This is a genomic window from Jeotgalibaca ciconiae (assembly GCF_003955755.1).
Classification (GTDB): domain Bacteria; phylum Bacillota; class Bacilli; order Lactobacillales; family Aerococcaceae; genus Jeotgalibaca; species Jeotgalibaca ciconiae.
In genome coordinates this window covers 2100420-2116316 of record NZ_CP034465.1, presented here as the reverse complement: position 1 = coordinate 2116316, position 15897 = coordinate 2100420, and the positions used below count along the sequence as shown (strand labels likewise).

General features: G+C 34.5%; 14 protein-coding genes. All 14 read right to left on the bottom strand.

Going from position 1 to position 15897, the window contains the following annotated elements; genetic code table 11:
• Positions 1-46: 46 nt before the first annotated feature.
• The 14 genes from EJN90_RS09875 to EJN90_RS09805 all read right to left on the bottom strand — a co-directional run bounded on the left by EJN90_RS09875 (position 47) and on the right by EJN90_RS09805 (position 15867).
• Positions 47-1198, bottom strand: coding sequence for a glycosyltransferase family 4 protein (locus tag EJN90_RS09875; protein ID WP_126110795.1), 1152 nt, complete (start codon positions 1196-1198; stop codon positions 47-49).
• 15 nt (positions 1199-1213) lie between these two features.
• Positions 1214-2599, bottom strand: coding sequence for an MATE family efflux transporter (locus EJN90_RS09870; protein WP_126112422.1), 1386 nt, complete (start codon positions 2597-2599; stop codon positions 1214-1216).
• Positions 2600-2825: 226 nt separating this feature from the next.
• Positions 2826-3818, bottom strand: a complete 993-nt coding sequence (locus EJN90_RS09865; protein ID WP_126112421.1) for a Stealth CR1 domain-containing protein — start codon at positions 3816-3818, stop codon at positions 2826-2828.
• 17 nt (positions 3819-3835) lie between these two features.
• A complete protein-coding gene (locus tag EJN90_RS09860) occupies positions 3836-5017 on the bottom strand; it encodes a hypothetical protein (protein WP_126110793.1) in 1182 nt (393 codons plus the stop codon).
• A 41-nt stretch (positions 5018-5058) separates the two neighbouring features.
• Positions 5059-5976, bottom strand: coding sequence for a glycosyltransferase family 2 protein (locus EJN90_RS09855; RefSeq protein ID WP_126110791.1), 918 nt, complete (start codon positions 5974-5976; stop codon positions 5059-5061).
• Between the two features lie 36 nt (positions 5977-6012).
• Entirely contained in the window at positions 6013-7167 is a 1155-nt protein-coding gene (gene cps2T / locus EJN90_RS09850; protein ID WP_126110789.1) for a beta 1-4 rhamnosyltransferase Cps2T, read from the bottom strand.
• 433 nt (positions 7168-7600) lie between these two features.
• A complete protein-coding gene (locus EJN90_RS09845; RefSeq protein WP_227872621.1) occupies positions 7601-8158 on the bottom strand; it encodes an IS66 family transposase in 558 nt (185 codons plus the stop codon).
• A gap of 481 nt (positions 8159-8639) precedes the next feature.
• Positions 8640-9377: a nucleotidyltransferase family protein gene (locus EJN90_RS09835; protein ID WP_126110785.1), complete on the bottom strand. Its 738-nt coding sequence runs from the start codon at positions 9375-9377 to the stop codon at positions 8640-8642.
• Positions 9378-10574, bottom strand: coding sequence for a GHMP family kinase ATP-binding protein (locus EJN90_RS09830; protein WP_126110783.1), 1197 nt, complete (start codon positions 10572-10574; stop codon positions 9378-9380).
• Positions 10575-10594: 20 nt separating this feature from the next.
• On the bottom strand, positions 10595-11605 hold the full coding sequence (locus EJN90_RS09825; RefSeq protein WP_322348859.1) for an SDR family NAD(P)-dependent oxidoreductase: 1011 nt from the start codon (positions 11603-11605) through the stop codon (positions 10595-10597).
• 67 nt (positions 11606-11672) lie between these two features.
• Positions 11673-13457 carry a polysaccharide biosynthesis protein gene (locus tag EJN90_RS09820; protein WP_126112418.1) on the bottom strand — a complete coding sequence of 595 codons (1785 nt, stop codon included), beginning with the start codon at positions 13455-13457 and terminating at the stop codon, positions 11673-11675.
• 56 nt (positions 13458-13513) lie between these two features.
• Positions 13514-14287, bottom strand: a complete 774-nt coding sequence (locus EJN90_RS09815; protein WP_126110779.1) for a tyrosine-protein phosphatase — start codon at positions 14285-14287, stop codon at positions 13514-13516.
• Between the two features lie 126 nt (positions 14288-14413).
• Positions 14414-15124 (bottom strand): CpsD/CapB family tyrosine-protein kinase, encoded by a 711-nt coding sequence (locus EJN90_RS09810; protein WP_126110777.1) that lies wholly within the window; start codon positions 15122-15124, stop codon positions 14414-14416.
• Positions 15124-15867, bottom strand: coding sequence for a YveK family protein (locus EJN90_RS09805; protein ID WP_126110775.1), 744 nt, complete (start codon positions 15865-15867; stop codon positions 15124-15126). The genes EJN90_RS09810 and EJN90_RS09805 overlap by 1 nt, the downstream gene beginning before the upstream one ends.
• Positions 15868-15897 lie beyond the last annotated feature (30 nt).

Here is a 15897-nt window from a genome sequence, read left to right as displayed (position 1 = left end):
ACTTAGGATACAAATTGATATTTTTTCTAAATACTCCTACCAGAAACTAAAAACAATCATATAAATCTTGGAAGTTTTTTACATAGGAGACTAGAGAGAATAGTGTTGCCTGTCTTTCGGCTGAATTACGTCCCATTTTTTCTCTTAATTTGGAATCATCTAGAAGTAATTCAATATTAGATGTAATTCCCGATGGAACTCCTGCTTTTGAAAAGAGACCATTTACGTCTTCTCGAACCATTTCCATTGCTCCACCATGATTATAACTAATCACTGGTTTTCCTGAAGCCATTGATTCTAGCACAACAGTTGGTAACGGATCCGGATTTGTACTCGGTAAGATAAATATATCAAACAAGTTATGAATATTTGGTGTGTCTTTACGGAAGTCCTGGATTATAATCCTCTCTTTATTTGAAGATTGGGCAACCTTGGATTTTAACTCTTCCATCCGCCATTCTTCCCCTTCAAAGACTCCGCCAACCATCAAAGCATAGACATCGTCATACTTTGCAAGTATCGGTTCAACAGCTGATAAAAAGTCGCCTTGTCCTTTCCAAGCATTCACTCGACCAATCATCCCAACAATAACAGAGTCATGGGGAATATGTAGTTCATTTCTTAAATACTCTGTCTCGTTTTTAGGATGAAACTCTTGGTTGTTAATCCCATTATAAATGACCTTTACTTTTTCTGGATTTACAAATTTAGATTGACATACGTGTGCTTTAACGGCTTCAGATACAACAACAATCGTATCTGAACATTTCCCTATTAAGAAATTTAATAAATGATACATAAATTTAGGTTTCAATAATATTTCATGAATATGCCAAACAATCGGTGCTTTTAATTGTTTCTTTAAGTATATCCCTTCAAGTACCGCTGTTGTATTAACGTGTATCAAATCAATCTTCGTATTCGCAACTAGCTTTATAATTTCCTTCGAGTATTTTATATAGGAGGATGAGTAATCCAAAATACCTTTCGGGTTGAAAAACTTTCTTCTCAAAATTGGATATGGGATAACTTCAGTTGTGATTCCTTCTTCTCGAAGCGCATTAACTAATACACCGTCATTTGGTAAAACCACAATCGGGTTATACTGAGATTTGTCTAATCCTTTAAGTAATTCAAGTAACACTTTATCTGCTCCGTACATTTCTGCACCAGCATGAAGATACAAGATATTTTTCATGTGTAACCCTTCCTTCTATTCTTTCAATAAAACTTTTATTCCAACTATTGATTCCTTTATATTATTTTTCTTAATAATGAGGTAGATGATATAAGCAAAACCGTATACCACAATCATAAACCAAGAATTAATATACCAACCAGAGCTGATAAATATAATAGTCATCATTGTTTCTAAAATAAGGTCTTTTCTAATTTGGATCTTCAATTCCCTTGCTAGAAAGTATTCTGCTAGTGCCGATCTAAATGCTAGCAGAATAACAATATTTAACACAGTCAGCTCTAAATTATTAAATATTTTAACTACTGTCACTGTCAAAATAAAACTCAAAACCATAGACATAACATTGACTCTTAGTATTAATTTTTCTTTTCTTAGAGTTTTTAGATATGTATTAATTAACAATGACATCTTACCTTCATAGGTAAACATAGGAAATGCTAATGCCATATATAATAAGCTATCAGCATATTGAGGAAGCCACGCCGACATCATTGTTTTTAGTGGATAATAGAAAACTAACACTCCCAATAACAGTGCCATCAATAAATCCCTCATAATTATGTAGATTACTGCGAGTTTCTCTCTCTTCGTTCTTCTTAAGACAGGGAAAATAATAACCCCTACCGCATTAATAAAAATCATCATCATATTTGAAATACTTAGTGTTAAGGAGACTTTACCAAAAGTTGCCACATTCCAATTTCTTTCAATGCCAAATTTTACTGTTCCTATGATTAAAGTACTAGCGATATTAGCAAACATTAAACTTATACCGACTCTAATATTTGCAATTGTTTCAGTAATTGAAAAATAAAAATGGGATAATCTATTAAAAACAATGTCTTTACATAAAATAAAAGCAAATATAAGTGATATTAGTTTACCAATTACATCCGCTAAAATCATTAACTGGTAATTTCTCACTCCAAATACTAAAAATAAAATAATTAGACCAATATACACGAAGCGGTCTAATATAGTCAGACGAGCATATTCTTTAATTCGATTGGTTGCTTGTAGAATAAAGAAAAACATAAATCTTACATTTAGAACAACTAAAGTGACTGCGACCATCTTCCAAATAAAGCTACGATTAAGATCATCTACAAAGAACACTGAAAATAAAAAGATGAGTCCACCAATACAGGCTTGCACAATGACTAGTTGGATAAATTGAGAAAAGAATAATTTTTTATCTAAACTTTCATATTCTTCGCCGCCATATCTCAAGTAAATACCATCATTCCATCCAAAATGCAAAAATCCGACATAAGATGAATAGAATACGAACAGTTGCCAGTAGCCGTATTCTTCTACTCCTATTAGTTTAGGTATAACGAGTATTACAATAGTTGATATGACAAGCGATATCAAATTGGATAGCACACTATAAGACATATTTTTTATAAAATTTATTGCCTTTGAATTCAAATTTTCTACCTCTCTTGTACATTATTATTTCTTTATAAAAGGTCTGAGCTACCATAAGTTTATCATTTTTTTTTGAAATATATAGCTTTTAAAAGATTAAAGATTAAACTATACAAATTCTTAATTGTTTTGGTAGAAAAAAAGCTAAAGCGAGTCAAGCCTCGTTTTAGCTTCCTGCTAATTCCAGCGTTAATTATTTTTTATTGTTTGTTATTGTTGAAGCGAGTGCATCATTTACTCTTTTGGTTACAGCTGTGAAGTCTTTAATACTACTCTCGTCATTGACACATACCATAGATGTCTTTTGATTTTTTATCCAATCTACACATTCATCTAGATTATTCTCATCTACCATAAACAAATGACCAAAATTGTGTTTACGGTTGACAGGCGTTCCTGCAGCAAGCTGCCAATTCCTCATAACCCATTGATTAACATCGTTTTGATGTCTGAACTTATTTCGACAGCTACTATCAAGCATATCGAATTCTTTCTCCCAAACTTCTCTGAATGTTGATTTTAAGTAACTGTTGGCGATATGTGGTTCTACAAAGCCTGTAAAGTGTGGCCACGGTGTCAGGAGAAGCGTTTTTAGTAAAAATGGTCCATTTTGTAGATTGAACCATTTTTTGAAATATTTCTTCAATTGGGTTTTCTTGTCGAAATGTTCGTTAATGACAGTCATATTATTCAGTAAAATATAATTAATTAAATTCTGTTTACCAACACCATTAATAATATTGGCTGCATAACTATCTTTTGGTTTTCCATCAACGAAAAAGTCAGTTGGCTGGACTGGCTTAATAATAAACATATCATCATTAAAAAGAACAAACTGTTCTGATAGCCCCTCAATGCGATGAGCATTTAACTCTATAGCATGTGAATTAAACGTTGGCAAATATTCAACTGGTATAAATTCAGTATGGTCGACAACCTTAACTTGCGGATATTTCGAAACAAAATCTAGAACTTGATTATCTGTCAATAAATATACTTGATTCACCCATGGTGCAAAGACTTCTACCGTTTGAAACCATAATTCTAAGTTATTCCAATCACGGTATCTCTCATCTGAATCATCAATATTCGTATCAACGACACCACTATACTTATTCTTTTTCTTTCGCCATTCTGAATCAGAACCGTCGACCCACATAATTACAAAGTCAATTGGTTGGCTCATGACATCTACTCCATTTCTTATCGTATAAATAGTTCTTTTATTTTTTCCCGTTTAAAAGGTAATTCAATCATTGAATATGTCTGAATTCGTCTAGCTTCAAAAATGACTGAAATATAAACAAGAGAGATATTAATAAAGATAAATCCTAGATAGTTTTCTAGAATAAAGAATATTAATGAGACGCAAAGCATTGATAATTCATAATAGCTGCTAGCTTCATACAAACGCTTAGATGTCAAAATCAGTCCCGTCATTAGCAGGATAAATGGTATGAAACCAAACTGTATTAACACTCTCATATAACCATTATCAAGAACAAATTGCATACTTTCTTTTACAAATATTTCTGGTATATACTGTCCCATTAAGCTAAGTCCATTTTCAGTAAAATACCAATTTGCTTGTTCAATACGCCTTGAGAGTAACCTATTAAATAATTCAATTAAGTTATTTGGCGTTAGATGATAAGCAAAGGAGAGTATCATTACTAAAAAGGCGCCTGCAAAAGTAATAATAATTGCATATTTCATGATTTTCTTCATATATTGATTAATCTTAAACGGATTAAATGTGAGCACAAAACTAATAGCAATCAGTAATACGATCAACATTGTTGCTGTTCTAGAGAAGCTGTAGTAAAACAAGAGGAAATTTAACAACAATAGAATAACTAGTTCGTATTTTTTTATTTGGTCTTGTCTAATAACGAGATAGCAAGCTACCATAACAAAGCAAAACATATGCAGTGTATTGGCATGAGCGAATCCAAAGTTATATCGAACAATGTCTGTTCCCGGCTTTAATTGTGTAAAGGGATGATACAAACCAAAAAAAGAAAGAATAAATGTCATAGCATTTTTTGCTACTGCTGCTGTTAAATATGATATTAGCACCTTTTTCTTAGGTACACCGATTACTAACATAATGATTAAGAAAGACCACAATAAGGCACCATCTTTAGCGAGATAATGAGTTAAAACTAGCATTGGTGTAGCGACTAGCAACACTCCCAATTCTAATGGAGTCCATCTTTTTATTAACAATAACGCTAGCAATAGTAAGTTAGATAAACTGTCTAAATTCGAAAAAAAACTAGGATCTTGCGATACATTTCCCATAATAATAAAAGTCTTTAGGAATATTAAAACCATTAAGCCCACATCAAAATTTTTCTCAAAAAAATCGATGTATTTTGTCATGTTACCCATCCCTTCGGTTTGATTCTTTAATAACCTTAACTCTAATTAAAATCATTTTCTTTAAACTTGTAGCCTTTCCAAAATATCATGTAAATGAAGTTGTATAGGAAGATTTTAGGATGTGCCAAGACCTTAGCCATTTTAGAAAAGGGATTCGCCTGTTTAAATCCTCTCTTCCACTGTCTTCTTTTGTTAATAAGGTTGATTTTAGAGATTGGATAACCTGAAGCTTGTAATAATTCTACTATTTCATCAGATGATTCATTCATTTTCTCTTCATTAATACTTAGATTCATTGATGTATAGCGATGGGTATATTGCATATCGTTCAGATACTGGAACCTTGAACCGTTGCTAAAAAGTAACAACCACAGCATGTAATCATCTGCACCATTGATTGTACAAATATGTTTAAACCATTTCGAAGGGATTACCTTCGTTCTAATAATTGTTTGACCAGGCGAGACAATCAAATTACGAGTGTATAATAGAATCGTTTCAGTTGAAGATAATTTCATTGTTAGGTCATTATTATAGATAGGTTCTTTTGCAATCGCTGTCTCATAGAATCCATTCATTAACAACACATCTGATGTATCTTTCATTTTTGTAATATTAGTAAAGAACCGTTCGCCAATTAAGTCATCTTGATCCAACATGACAGTGTAGTCTGACTCACACGATTGAATCCCATTTACGCGCGATTGGTGAATGCCACTATTTTTTTCATTTGTAATGATTGATAACTGACAAGTATTTTTTTCTAATCCTTGTAGCGCAGTCTGATCAATCTCAATATGAGGAGAATCATTTACAATTGTAATGATGAAGCTAATATTTTTATTCATTTGAGTTGCATTTTCAATTGCTTTAGACATAGAATGAGCGTAATCATCTAAATATTTATTCCCGTCATAAAAAGGAGTCACAACATTAACTACCATTCTATTATTAACCATCTTTTTCTCCAATCTGACTGATTTCTTTTAGCAATATTACTGCTTAAACAAGCTTGTATATTCATTTGAGATTTTAGTCCAAGAATAGCTTGTTCGAATGATTTCAGTTGATTCTTTGTCAAACATCTGAATTTCATCTCCGGTCAATATTTCAGCTTGGTTGATCAGCTCATGCAAATCATCTTTTTTCCAATACAATGCGGCAGTTTGACCAACTTCTGAATTGAATCCAACATCTAATAACAAGTTTAATTTTGTAAAAGCTAAAGCTTCTAATAAAGAAGGGTTAGTTCCCCCCACTTCATGACCGTGCAGGTAACCATAGGCCTCTTCTCTAATTTTTTTCAACAGCTCTTGGTCATAAACAGTTCCTACAAATTTAATCCGTTTGTCATCCAAAAAGTTTGTTTCTACTAATAAATCTTGGTAGAATTTATTTTTTTCAACATTTGTAATAATAACAAGATCTTTTTTTGTATCAGATTTCATAAATTCTTTAATCATAGCTTCATAGTTATTCTCTGGAACAAATCGACCCACGATTAAATAGTAATCATTAAATTTTACTTGATGCTTATTTAGCCAATCGGCCAATGTTTGATTGTTATCTAATAAGCTTGAGTTGCTATTATCGGCACCATAGGCAATATAAGTTGTTTGTGGCTGATACTGCTTATAGTCTTCTCTAATATACTTCTCAATATTTAAAGAATCACATACCAATAAATCAGCATGTTTTACCATCAATTGCTCCGATATTTTCCAGTATTTACGAATAAGCCAGTTCCACTTTGCTCGCTTCCACTCGTGTCCGTCAGGATTTATGAAGAGCTCTGCACCATACTTTTTCAACTGTTTTTTATAGTGTCCCATAAAAGGCCCAATGCGACAGGCCAAGATATAAACAGTCGCATCTTTAATCTCGTTTGTTTTTATATACGCTATTACTTTTTTTAACGCGGCAATATCATAATATACAGCTTTTGCAGGTCCAAGATTTGGTACATTTACATTGAAGCAGCGAGCACTATTATGCTCAAATTCTTCTTTGTTATCCGATAAACAGGATATATGATACTTAATTTGTGTTTCCTCTATACTATTATACTCTGTTAATTTCTCTACAAATGTTTCAAACCCGCCATAATTTGAAGGGATTCCCTTTGACCCTATAATAAATACATTCTTCATTTTTTCCCTCAATTCGCATTATCATATTAAACGTAAATAATAATCTCCTATTGTTACAGGAAGGAATTCACTGTGACTCATTATATCCTGACTTCTATCTAGTTTTTAAATAACGTGTACAAGTTTATGGAGATTAAAACATTAGTTTACCCATACAAACTTTAAATATTGTAACATATTTAGCATTATGTTCATAGCGAATTTTATGATAAAACAGCCTTTGAAATAGGCGAAATCGATTAAAAACTTTCTTTGCTACAACATCTATCCAAACAGAAGAGTTTTTTTACATAATATACGACAAACAGAACAAGAAATGGTATTGTAAAATATATGAAGATCAAAAGTAAGTAAGCGATGAATAGTTGAGTACCTACAACAAAAAAACGGACACCTTTATACTGAAAGATGTCCAAAGAATAGTATGTGTGTTTTAGCGACTTTCTAGTTGAACCTTTGGAGACCATGATAAATAAGCCTCCAAAGGTGTATTTTGTCGGTTTGGTAAATGAGTTAGTAGGTAATCAAGATATTTTCGTGAGTGTAATCCGTTGATTTTAGCTGTTTCAAGGAGGCCTAAAATAGACGCAACGGCATGTGCACCATCAAACGATTGGAAGAAGAGCCAGTTCTTCCTTCCCACGACAAGAGACTTGATTCCATGTTCAGCTATATTATTGGAAAGCAGTAGACGACTGTCACTCAGGAAATTCATCGTGCTGTCTTTTTGATTCAGCGCATAAGTGATTGCTGTCCCAAGCTTTCCATGTTCAGTCAATGACCCACACCACTCAAAGAATTCCTCAAGCTTCGGCTTCGCTATTTCCAGACGTTTTTCATAACGAACAATAACGGATAAGTCTTTGAGCGACTTGTCCAACGCAAGCAACACGTTACACAGCGTGACTTCCTTATGGGTCACACACTTACTGGAATAGTTCTTTGGACGAGCATCATAGAATTTTCGTCGAATATGCGCTAGACAAGCGATTATCGTTATACCTAGAAGGCGATTGTTACGACTAATCCATCAATTTAGCGACGCATATCGGTCTTCCCGCACACAATGAAAACATTCTCTACTTGGGTAAAGTTAACAAGCTTCATTAATCGGCATCTCTCTGAAAAGTATTTTCAACGTCGATGGTTTAATCCCCACATATATAAGCAGCTCTGTCTGACTTTTTTTAAAACGTGCAACTAATTTCTGTGGTAAGGACTTCTCCATCATTCGACGATTTCTTTGTTCCTCCTACAATTTGACAGGAACGATGGACAGCCCATTCTTTTCCAATTTAAAAACCTCCTGTTAAATTTAAGATATCTCAAGTTTAACAGGAAACCGCTAGGGCTCACAGGTACCCAGCTATTTATCGCTTACAGAAAAGATTGCAATGAAACCATCAGAAATTTGATTATTTCATCGTGATTTTTTATTTAAGGCTAGTTTTTTTCCCAGCCCCCATATAAAACTATTTATTATTAAATACTTCTTGAACCCGTTCATAACTCTCTAGTGTTCCAATATCATAACGTTTCCCTTCAAACTGGAAAGCATGAACAGCTTTCTCTTGAATTAAATAAGGAACAAAATGACCTGGCGCATCTGGATTGTTTCCTTCTAATAAATATTCGTTGAAAGAAGGAAGTGTTTCTTTTTTATATAAGTAAAAAGCAGGTACACAATAAGATGAGCGAGGTTTCTCAGGTTTTTCCTCAAATGATAATATACGGCTTTCTTTATCAATTTCAATTACACCAGCTCGTTGTAATTGTGCATAATCTTCTTCATGGTAAGTAGTAATGCAATCTGTCTCTTTTTGATAGAAAAATTTCGCAAAATCACTCAACTCAAAATCAAACAAATTATCTCCGGCAATCACCATCAGATCATCTTGCACATTTAGCTGTTCGATGACATATTGAATGTCACCTATTGCACCAAGGCGAGTATCATTGGTAAGCGTACCATCATTGACAACTGTAATATCTTTTGTGTAAAAGGAACTTGTTTTCCACTCTTCAAAATGATTCGCAAATTTATTGTTTGTTACAATAATTACTTCGTCAATTTCAGCCACACGTTCAATTTTTTCCATTGCATAATCTAAGATGCTCTTGCCGGCTACTTCTAACAATGGTTTTGGTTGGTTTTCAGTTAGTGGATACAAACGTGTCGCGTATCCTGCTGCTAAAATAATACATTTCATTTAATCCACCACCAAATCTTTTACTATATTTGCGCCATCTGCTGTTTTACAGAAATTTACAGCATAGGAGTCTTTGTATTCTGGATGACGTACTGGATAAATCTCATCAATTTTTGCTTTGATTTCCTCTTTATAAGCAGGATCAATCAAACCAATCACTGCTCCACGGTAGCCTGCCCCACTTGGACGAGCACCATACACGCCTTTACATTCGCGAAGAATATAATAGATTGATTTCATTTCTGGAATACCTGATTCATATTGGTAAAATGAACTTTCGCCTGATTCAAACATTAAGCGACCAAACGTCTCTATGTCGCCTTCTGCCCATACTTTTTCCCCTTCTTGAACACGAGCTTGTTCGGTAAAGAAATGGGCTGCACGTTTTCTAAAGCGTTCTGGTAGCTCTTCCTTATATTCTTCATAAACTTCTACAGGAATATCTCGCAACTGAACACCTTGTAAGGAAGTTCTGTCTAAATTGCCCAAATCCTGTAATAACCAGCCAGCTACACGAATTTCATCAACACGGTTATTGAAGTCGGTTGAGATTAAGTCTTTTGAAATGCCTGAATAAACCACTACTACTTCAAATTCAGGCATTTCTTTGCCTTTTTGTACCATGTCATATTTATTTGTTTTACAGTCCATTACCATTAATTGGTTATCCATACTCAAGATATTTGCGGATTGGTCCAAAATACCATTCTTTAAACCAATGAACTTTGTTTCTACCCAATGACTATATTGGATTAAATCGAGTTTTGAAACTTCAATATCGTTCACATCACACAACGCCATCAAATAAGCAGTTGTGACAGCTGCCGATGAGCTTAAGCCCCCAATCGGTAATTTTCCACTAACGATTGCATTCAAACCTTTTTTCAGTACATAGTCTTGTTGTAACGACATCACTGCACCGCGAATATAATTCCCCCAAAAGCCTGGAATATATTCGGACTCGTGATTGATATGAAATAACTCCTTATCAGGAAAATCCATACTCTCTACCCTTACATATCCATCTTCGGTTGGTGAATAAACCATATCCACACTTGCGTTCAGGGTCATTCCTGTGACGCGGCCGCCTTGGTGATCCGAATGAGCACCCAAAGGACAAATACGTAATGGTGATCGAACAGCCCGAATATCGGTATCTGAATATTTTTCCTTAAAGTATTCTACTAATTCTTCCAAGAACTTACCTCCGCTAAATGCTATTTTTTATTGAAATAAGAAACGTACCAATCTGTGAACTTCTGTAAGCCGTCTTGAATGGATGTTTCAGGTTTAAAACCAACTGCTTTTTGTAATTTATCCGTTGAAGCATAAGTAGCTGGTACGTCACCTGCTTTAATCGGTTCATAGATTTTTTCAAACGCTACTTCTCTTCCTAATGAATTGCTTAAGGCTTTTTCAAGACTTGTAATAAAGACCATTAGTTTTTCTGGATTGTTATTCCCAATGTTGTAGACTTCATGTGCAACCTTATCCTCTGCTTTTACAGGAGCATTTGGAATTAATTTAACGATTCCTGTTACGATATCATCAATATAAGTAAAGTCACGGTATAGATCATTTTCAAAATCACCGTTATTAAAAATACGAATAGCCTCATTATTAAAGAATTTATCAGTAAAACCAAAATAAGCCATGTCTGGTCTTCCCATAGGTCCATATACAGTAAAGAAACGTAATCCAGTAGCCGGAATATCGTATAGATGACTATAAGTATGAGCCATCAACTCATTTGATTTTTTTGTGGAAGCATAAAGTGAAACGGGATGGTCGACAAAATCCGTTTCTTCAAACGGAACTTTTTTATTAGAACCATATACCGAACTGGAAGAAGCATAAATCAAGTGATCGACTGGATTATGACGACAAGCTTCTAAGATATTGAAGAAGCCCATCACGTTGCTTTGAATATAGGCATCTGGATTTTTAATCGAATAGCGTACTCCTGCTTGAGCAGCAAGGTTCACGACAATCTCTGGCTTTTCCTTTTCAAAGAGATCCATAATAAACTCTTTATCAGAAATATCGCCTTTAATAAAAGTAAAATTTTCTTGCGGCAATAATTCTTTTAGTCGTTCATCTTTTAAAGCTGGATCATAATAATCATTTAAATTATCGATTCCAACAATTGAAAAACCTTCTTTTAATAGTTGTTTGCTTAGATAGGAACCAACAAAACCAGCAGCTCCGGTTACGAGTACTTTTTTCACTATTATCTCTCCATTCTCTTTAAAAAAAGATATGTAGAAACTACATATCTTTTTATCTTACTATTCATTATACATTTTCATTCGCAAAAGTGATTAATTTTTCTTTTAATTTATCATCCGGCATTCCTTTTAATGAATAGACAAAATCTAAAATCTCATCTTTTTCATATAGGGTACCATTACCGATAAAGATTTTTTCGAATACTTGGTTTTCGGATAGCTGTCCATCTACCAGTAGCTCTTCATAGAGTTTTTCGCCTGGACGCATACCTGTTTCAATAATGGCAATATCCTCTTCCGCATATCCAGATAGCTGTACCATTTTTTTAGCTAAGTCAACTATCTTTACAGGTTCTCCCATATCAAGAATAAAGATCTCTCCACCATTTGCGAGTACTCCTGCCTGAATAACCAAGCGACTCGCTTCAGGAATTGTCATGAAGTAACGAATCATACGGAAATCGGTAACTGTGATGGGGCCACCATTTTCAATCTGCTCACGGAATACCGGAATAACGCTCCCCCGACTACCTAATACATTCCCAAAACGAACCGCCGCAAACTTTGTCTTTCCTACTTTGTTTAATGAAGTGACCAGTATCTCTGCAATACGCTTGGTTGAGCCCATTACATTCGTTGGACGAACTGCTTTATCAGTTGAAATCATAACAAAGTTCTTTACACCAGCTTCTAAAGAAGCTTCTGCCATATTTAAACTTCCGAACACATTATTTTTTACTGCTTCACTAGGATTATATTCCATCAAAGGAACATGCTTATGAGCAGCCGCATGAAATACATAGTCAGGCTTGAATCGTTCCATGATTTTAAAAATACGATCACGATCTTGGATATCTGCAATAATCGGAATAATATCAATCGTTCTTCCATATAGATTTCGAAGTTCCTTATCAATCAAATAAATAGAATTCTCGCCGTGTCCTAACAAAATTAATTGCTTCGGCTCAAATTTTGCGACTTGTCGACAAACTTCAGAACCAATTGATCCACCAGCGCCACTGACAAGGACAACTTGCCCTTCCAATTCAGAGGCAATCTTTGTTTTATCCAAGTTAACTTCTTTTCTCCCTAATAAATCAACGACATCAATATCACGGAAACGACTAACACTTAGTTTCCCTTTCATCACGTCTTCAATACTAGGCATTTGGTTCACAGGAACATCAGCTTCATTACAATACTCCAGTATTTTTTCCAGCTGTTCGCCTTTTATAGATGGAATAGCAATCGTTACTTGATTGATTTTGTATTTTTTTACTAATTCCGGAATATCTTCTTCCGTTCCTAAAATAGGAACATCATAGAGATAAGAATGTTTTTTATTAGGATCCCCATCTACGATTCCAACAATTTCTACTTCTCCCGGCTCTTTTAGAATGTTGCTAATAAACAAGTTTCCTCCATCACCAGCACCAATAACCAACGTTCGAATAGCCTCATCATTATTTTTTACTTGAATATCATTTTTCTTACTATAAAAATTCTCCAGAAAAAAACGCCAAATCATCCTAGATCCTGGAATGAATACCAGACAAAACATATACATTAAAAAGATGTAACGAAAACTAACACTTCTAATAAAAATAATCGTAATAAAAGCTGATATTGCAAATGAATAGCTCATTAGCTTTGTAGCTTTCATAATCTCGTACACACTTGTATAACGTACGATCCGTGTAAATAAATGATGTCGAAATCCCAGTATCAAATAAGATAGAATACATACACCAATCATGACATAATAAAAACTTGTATCTGGTCTAACGTATTGCTGAACAATATAATGGGCCAAAAAAGCAGACATTAAGATAAAGATTGAATCAACAACCATTAAAATGGATGATTTTTGTTTTCTTGATAACTTTCCTTCCAAAACCCCAACTCCTTTTAAAATAAGCCAAATCTTTTTCTTCTTTTCTTTCTTATCTCAGAAGGTGTATTTGGTTGGATATAATCTCCATTGATTAAATCCTTAGCATTCTGTTGAAGCTCTCTTACTTTTTCTTTACCAAATTCTTTTTCTAATTTTTGGAACGCTTCTTTCATATTGAAAGCTCTACCCCTTGTATTGTGAGCATCAGAAGCTAGTACATGAACCAAGTTTGCTTCTATCAATTGAGAACTCAGTTCAGCAATTTTCTTTCCAAATACGCCAATATAACTGCTAGCAGTAAGTTGTGCTAGTGCTCCTCGTTCAATGAACTCAAGCAATCGATCTGGATTCTCGATAATTTCTTGATTTCTTTCTGGATGAACAATAACAGGAGTAATTCCCTTTTGTTGCAAAGAGAAGAAGAGCTGTTCAGCATAATGAGGTATGGTCATGGTAGGGAATTCTATGAGTAGATACTTGTTAGTTTCGTCCACAAACAAAATTTCATCATTCTCAATACCAGCCAATATGTCACCACTCAGGCGTACTTCCTGTGACGGAAAGACTTCCAAAGGAATCTTTTCTGCGTCCAACCGTTGTTGCAGTTCCTCAGTCAATTCAATTACATCTTGCTTTTTATTCTCAAATTTTCCGTTCAAGTGATGCGGTGTTGCCAAAATATGGGTAATCCCCTCGTCAACCGCCAAGCGGGCTAATGCAAAGGAATCCTCCCATGACCTTGCCCCATCATCAATATTAGGAAGAATATGACAATGAAGATCTAACATATCTTATCTTCCTTCCTTATTTTTATATTACAGACAAATATAATTATACATTATATTGATAGCAAAAACTATAAAATTTAAAGGAAAAAGCACAAGATTTGGTATTCAAAACCTTGTGCCAGCTTATTAATCTTCTTCTGTGTAATAATAGTAGTAACTATTGTCCTGCTCGCTGGCTGGGACTTGGTTGTAGACTGCTCCCAAGACATTTGCGCCCACTCGAGTCAAAATTTCATTAGCTTTTAGCATATTCTCTTTTTTGGCTACTCCGTGTCGTATTACAAAAATAGTACCTTCTGCTCGGCCAGCCATGATTTGTGCATCTCCAAAACCCAATAATGGAGGGGTATCGAATATGACTAGGTCGTACTTACTGACAAGCTTGTCTTGGAGTTCCTTCATGCGATTGCTACCAATCAGTTCAGCTGGATTTGGTGGTATTGGGCCACAGGTCATCAAAGATAGATTGTTGATATCAGTATCCAATACACACTCTTCCACTGTCAGTTCTGGATTCGATAATAGAGATGTCATCCCTGCTCCATTCAACACTTGGAATGCTTTGTGGACGGATGGACGACGAAAATCGGCTTCAGCTAATAATACTCGGTACCCTTGTCTAGCAAACGTAATTGCCAAGTTAGCAGCCACAGTTGATTTCCCTGCATTTGGCATCGAAGATGTCACTACCAAGGATTTGTACTTTTTATCCACCATGGCGAACTCAATATTAGTTCTCAAGGTTCGGAACTGCTCAGAGATTAATGATCCAGGAGAAGCCAGCGTGATGAGCTCTTTATAATTTTTTTTGCTTCTTTTTTTTCTGCCAAATACCATTAGACTACCCTTCTCCCTCTTCTTGATTTAAATTTTTGTTCTTCTTGACGGACAGCCATATCTTTCAGTTCTTTTTCTGTCATCAAAGAAATGGCTCCTAAATCGGTCCATCTGATATGTTCACTAATGAACTGACTATCCTTTATAGTATTGTCCAAATACTCACTAAAAAAAGAAATACACACACCTAACATTAGACCAACAATCAATCCGACCGTTAAGTTTAAAGGCACATTAGGGGAGACAGTGCTTAATACAGGCATGGCTTGAGAAAGAATCGTAACAGATTCGACTTCTAGAATATCACCAATTTTTTCTTCGAAGGAAGATGCGATAGCGTTGGCTAACTCTGCTGCTACATAAGGACTAGCATCGCTAACTGTTATTCCAAAAACAAGAGAGCTATCTTGGGTTTGCACACTTATTTTATTGCGTAGCTGACTAACAGTTAAATTAGGCCCAGTTAATTTTATAACATCTTCAAGGACAATGGGCTCTTGAATGATACTTTGATAAGTATTAATCAAATTTAAATTTGTTTGAATATCAGTATTCGTAATCGATTGTCCTGAGTTCTGAGTCTGATTAACTACAATTTTTGAAGTTGATTCGTATTGTGGTATGACAAAAAAGAATGTGTAAATACCAGCAAGAAGTAGACTTATTATACTCCAAAAAATAATCTTATTTAGGTGACGTTTTAGTATAACGAATAATTCGTTTATTGAAATTTCTTCTGTCATTTTTTCCTCCAGTTAAATTTTATCATTCAA

Bases quoted from the DNA above. Each gene is read 5' to 3' on its own strand.
- EJN90_RS09875 (WP_126110795.1), bottom strand. From the start codon at position 1,198: ATGAAAAATATCTTGTATCTTCATGCTGGTGCAGAAATGTACGGAGCA.
- EJN90_RS09870 (WP_126112422.1), bottom strand. From the start codon at position 2,599: ATGTCTTATAGTGTGCTATCCAATTTGATATCGCTTGTCATATCAACT.
- EJN90_RS09865 (WP_126112421.1), bottom strand. From the start codon at position 3,818: ATGAGCCAACCAATTGACTTTGTAATTATGTGGGTCGACGGTTCTGAT.
- EJN90_RS09860 (WP_126110793.1), bottom strand. From the start codon at position 5,017: ATGACAAAATACATCGATTTTTTTGAGAAAAATTTTGATGTGGGCTTA.
- EJN90_RS09855 (WP_126110791.1), bottom strand. From the start codon at position 5,976: ATGGTTAATAATAGAATGGTAGTTAATGTTGTGACTCCTTTTTATGAC.
- cps2T (WP_126110789.1), bottom strand. From the start codon at position 7,167: ATGAAGAATGTATTTATTATAGGGTCAAAGGGAATCCCTTCAAATTAT.
- EJN90_RS09835 (WP_126110785.1), bottom strand. From the start codon at position 9,377: ATGAAATGTATTATTTTAGCAGCAGGATACGCGACACGTTTGTATCCA.
- EJN90_RS09820 (WP_126112418.1), bottom strand. From the start codon at position 13,457: ATGGTTGTTGATTCAATCTTTATCTTAATGTCTGCTTTTTTGGCCCAT.
- EJN90_RS09815 (WP_126110779.1), bottom strand. From the start codon at position 14,287: ATGTTAGATCTTCATTGTCATATTCTTCCTAATATTGATGATGGGGCA.
- EJN90_RS09810 (WP_126110777.1), bottom strand. From the start codon at position 15,124: ATGGTATTTGGCAGAAAAAAAAGAAGCAAAAAAAATTATAAAGAGCTC.
- EJN90_RS09805 (WP_126110775.1), bottom strand. From the start codon at position 15,867: ATGACAGAAGAAATTTCAATAAACGAATTATTCGTTATACTAAAACGT.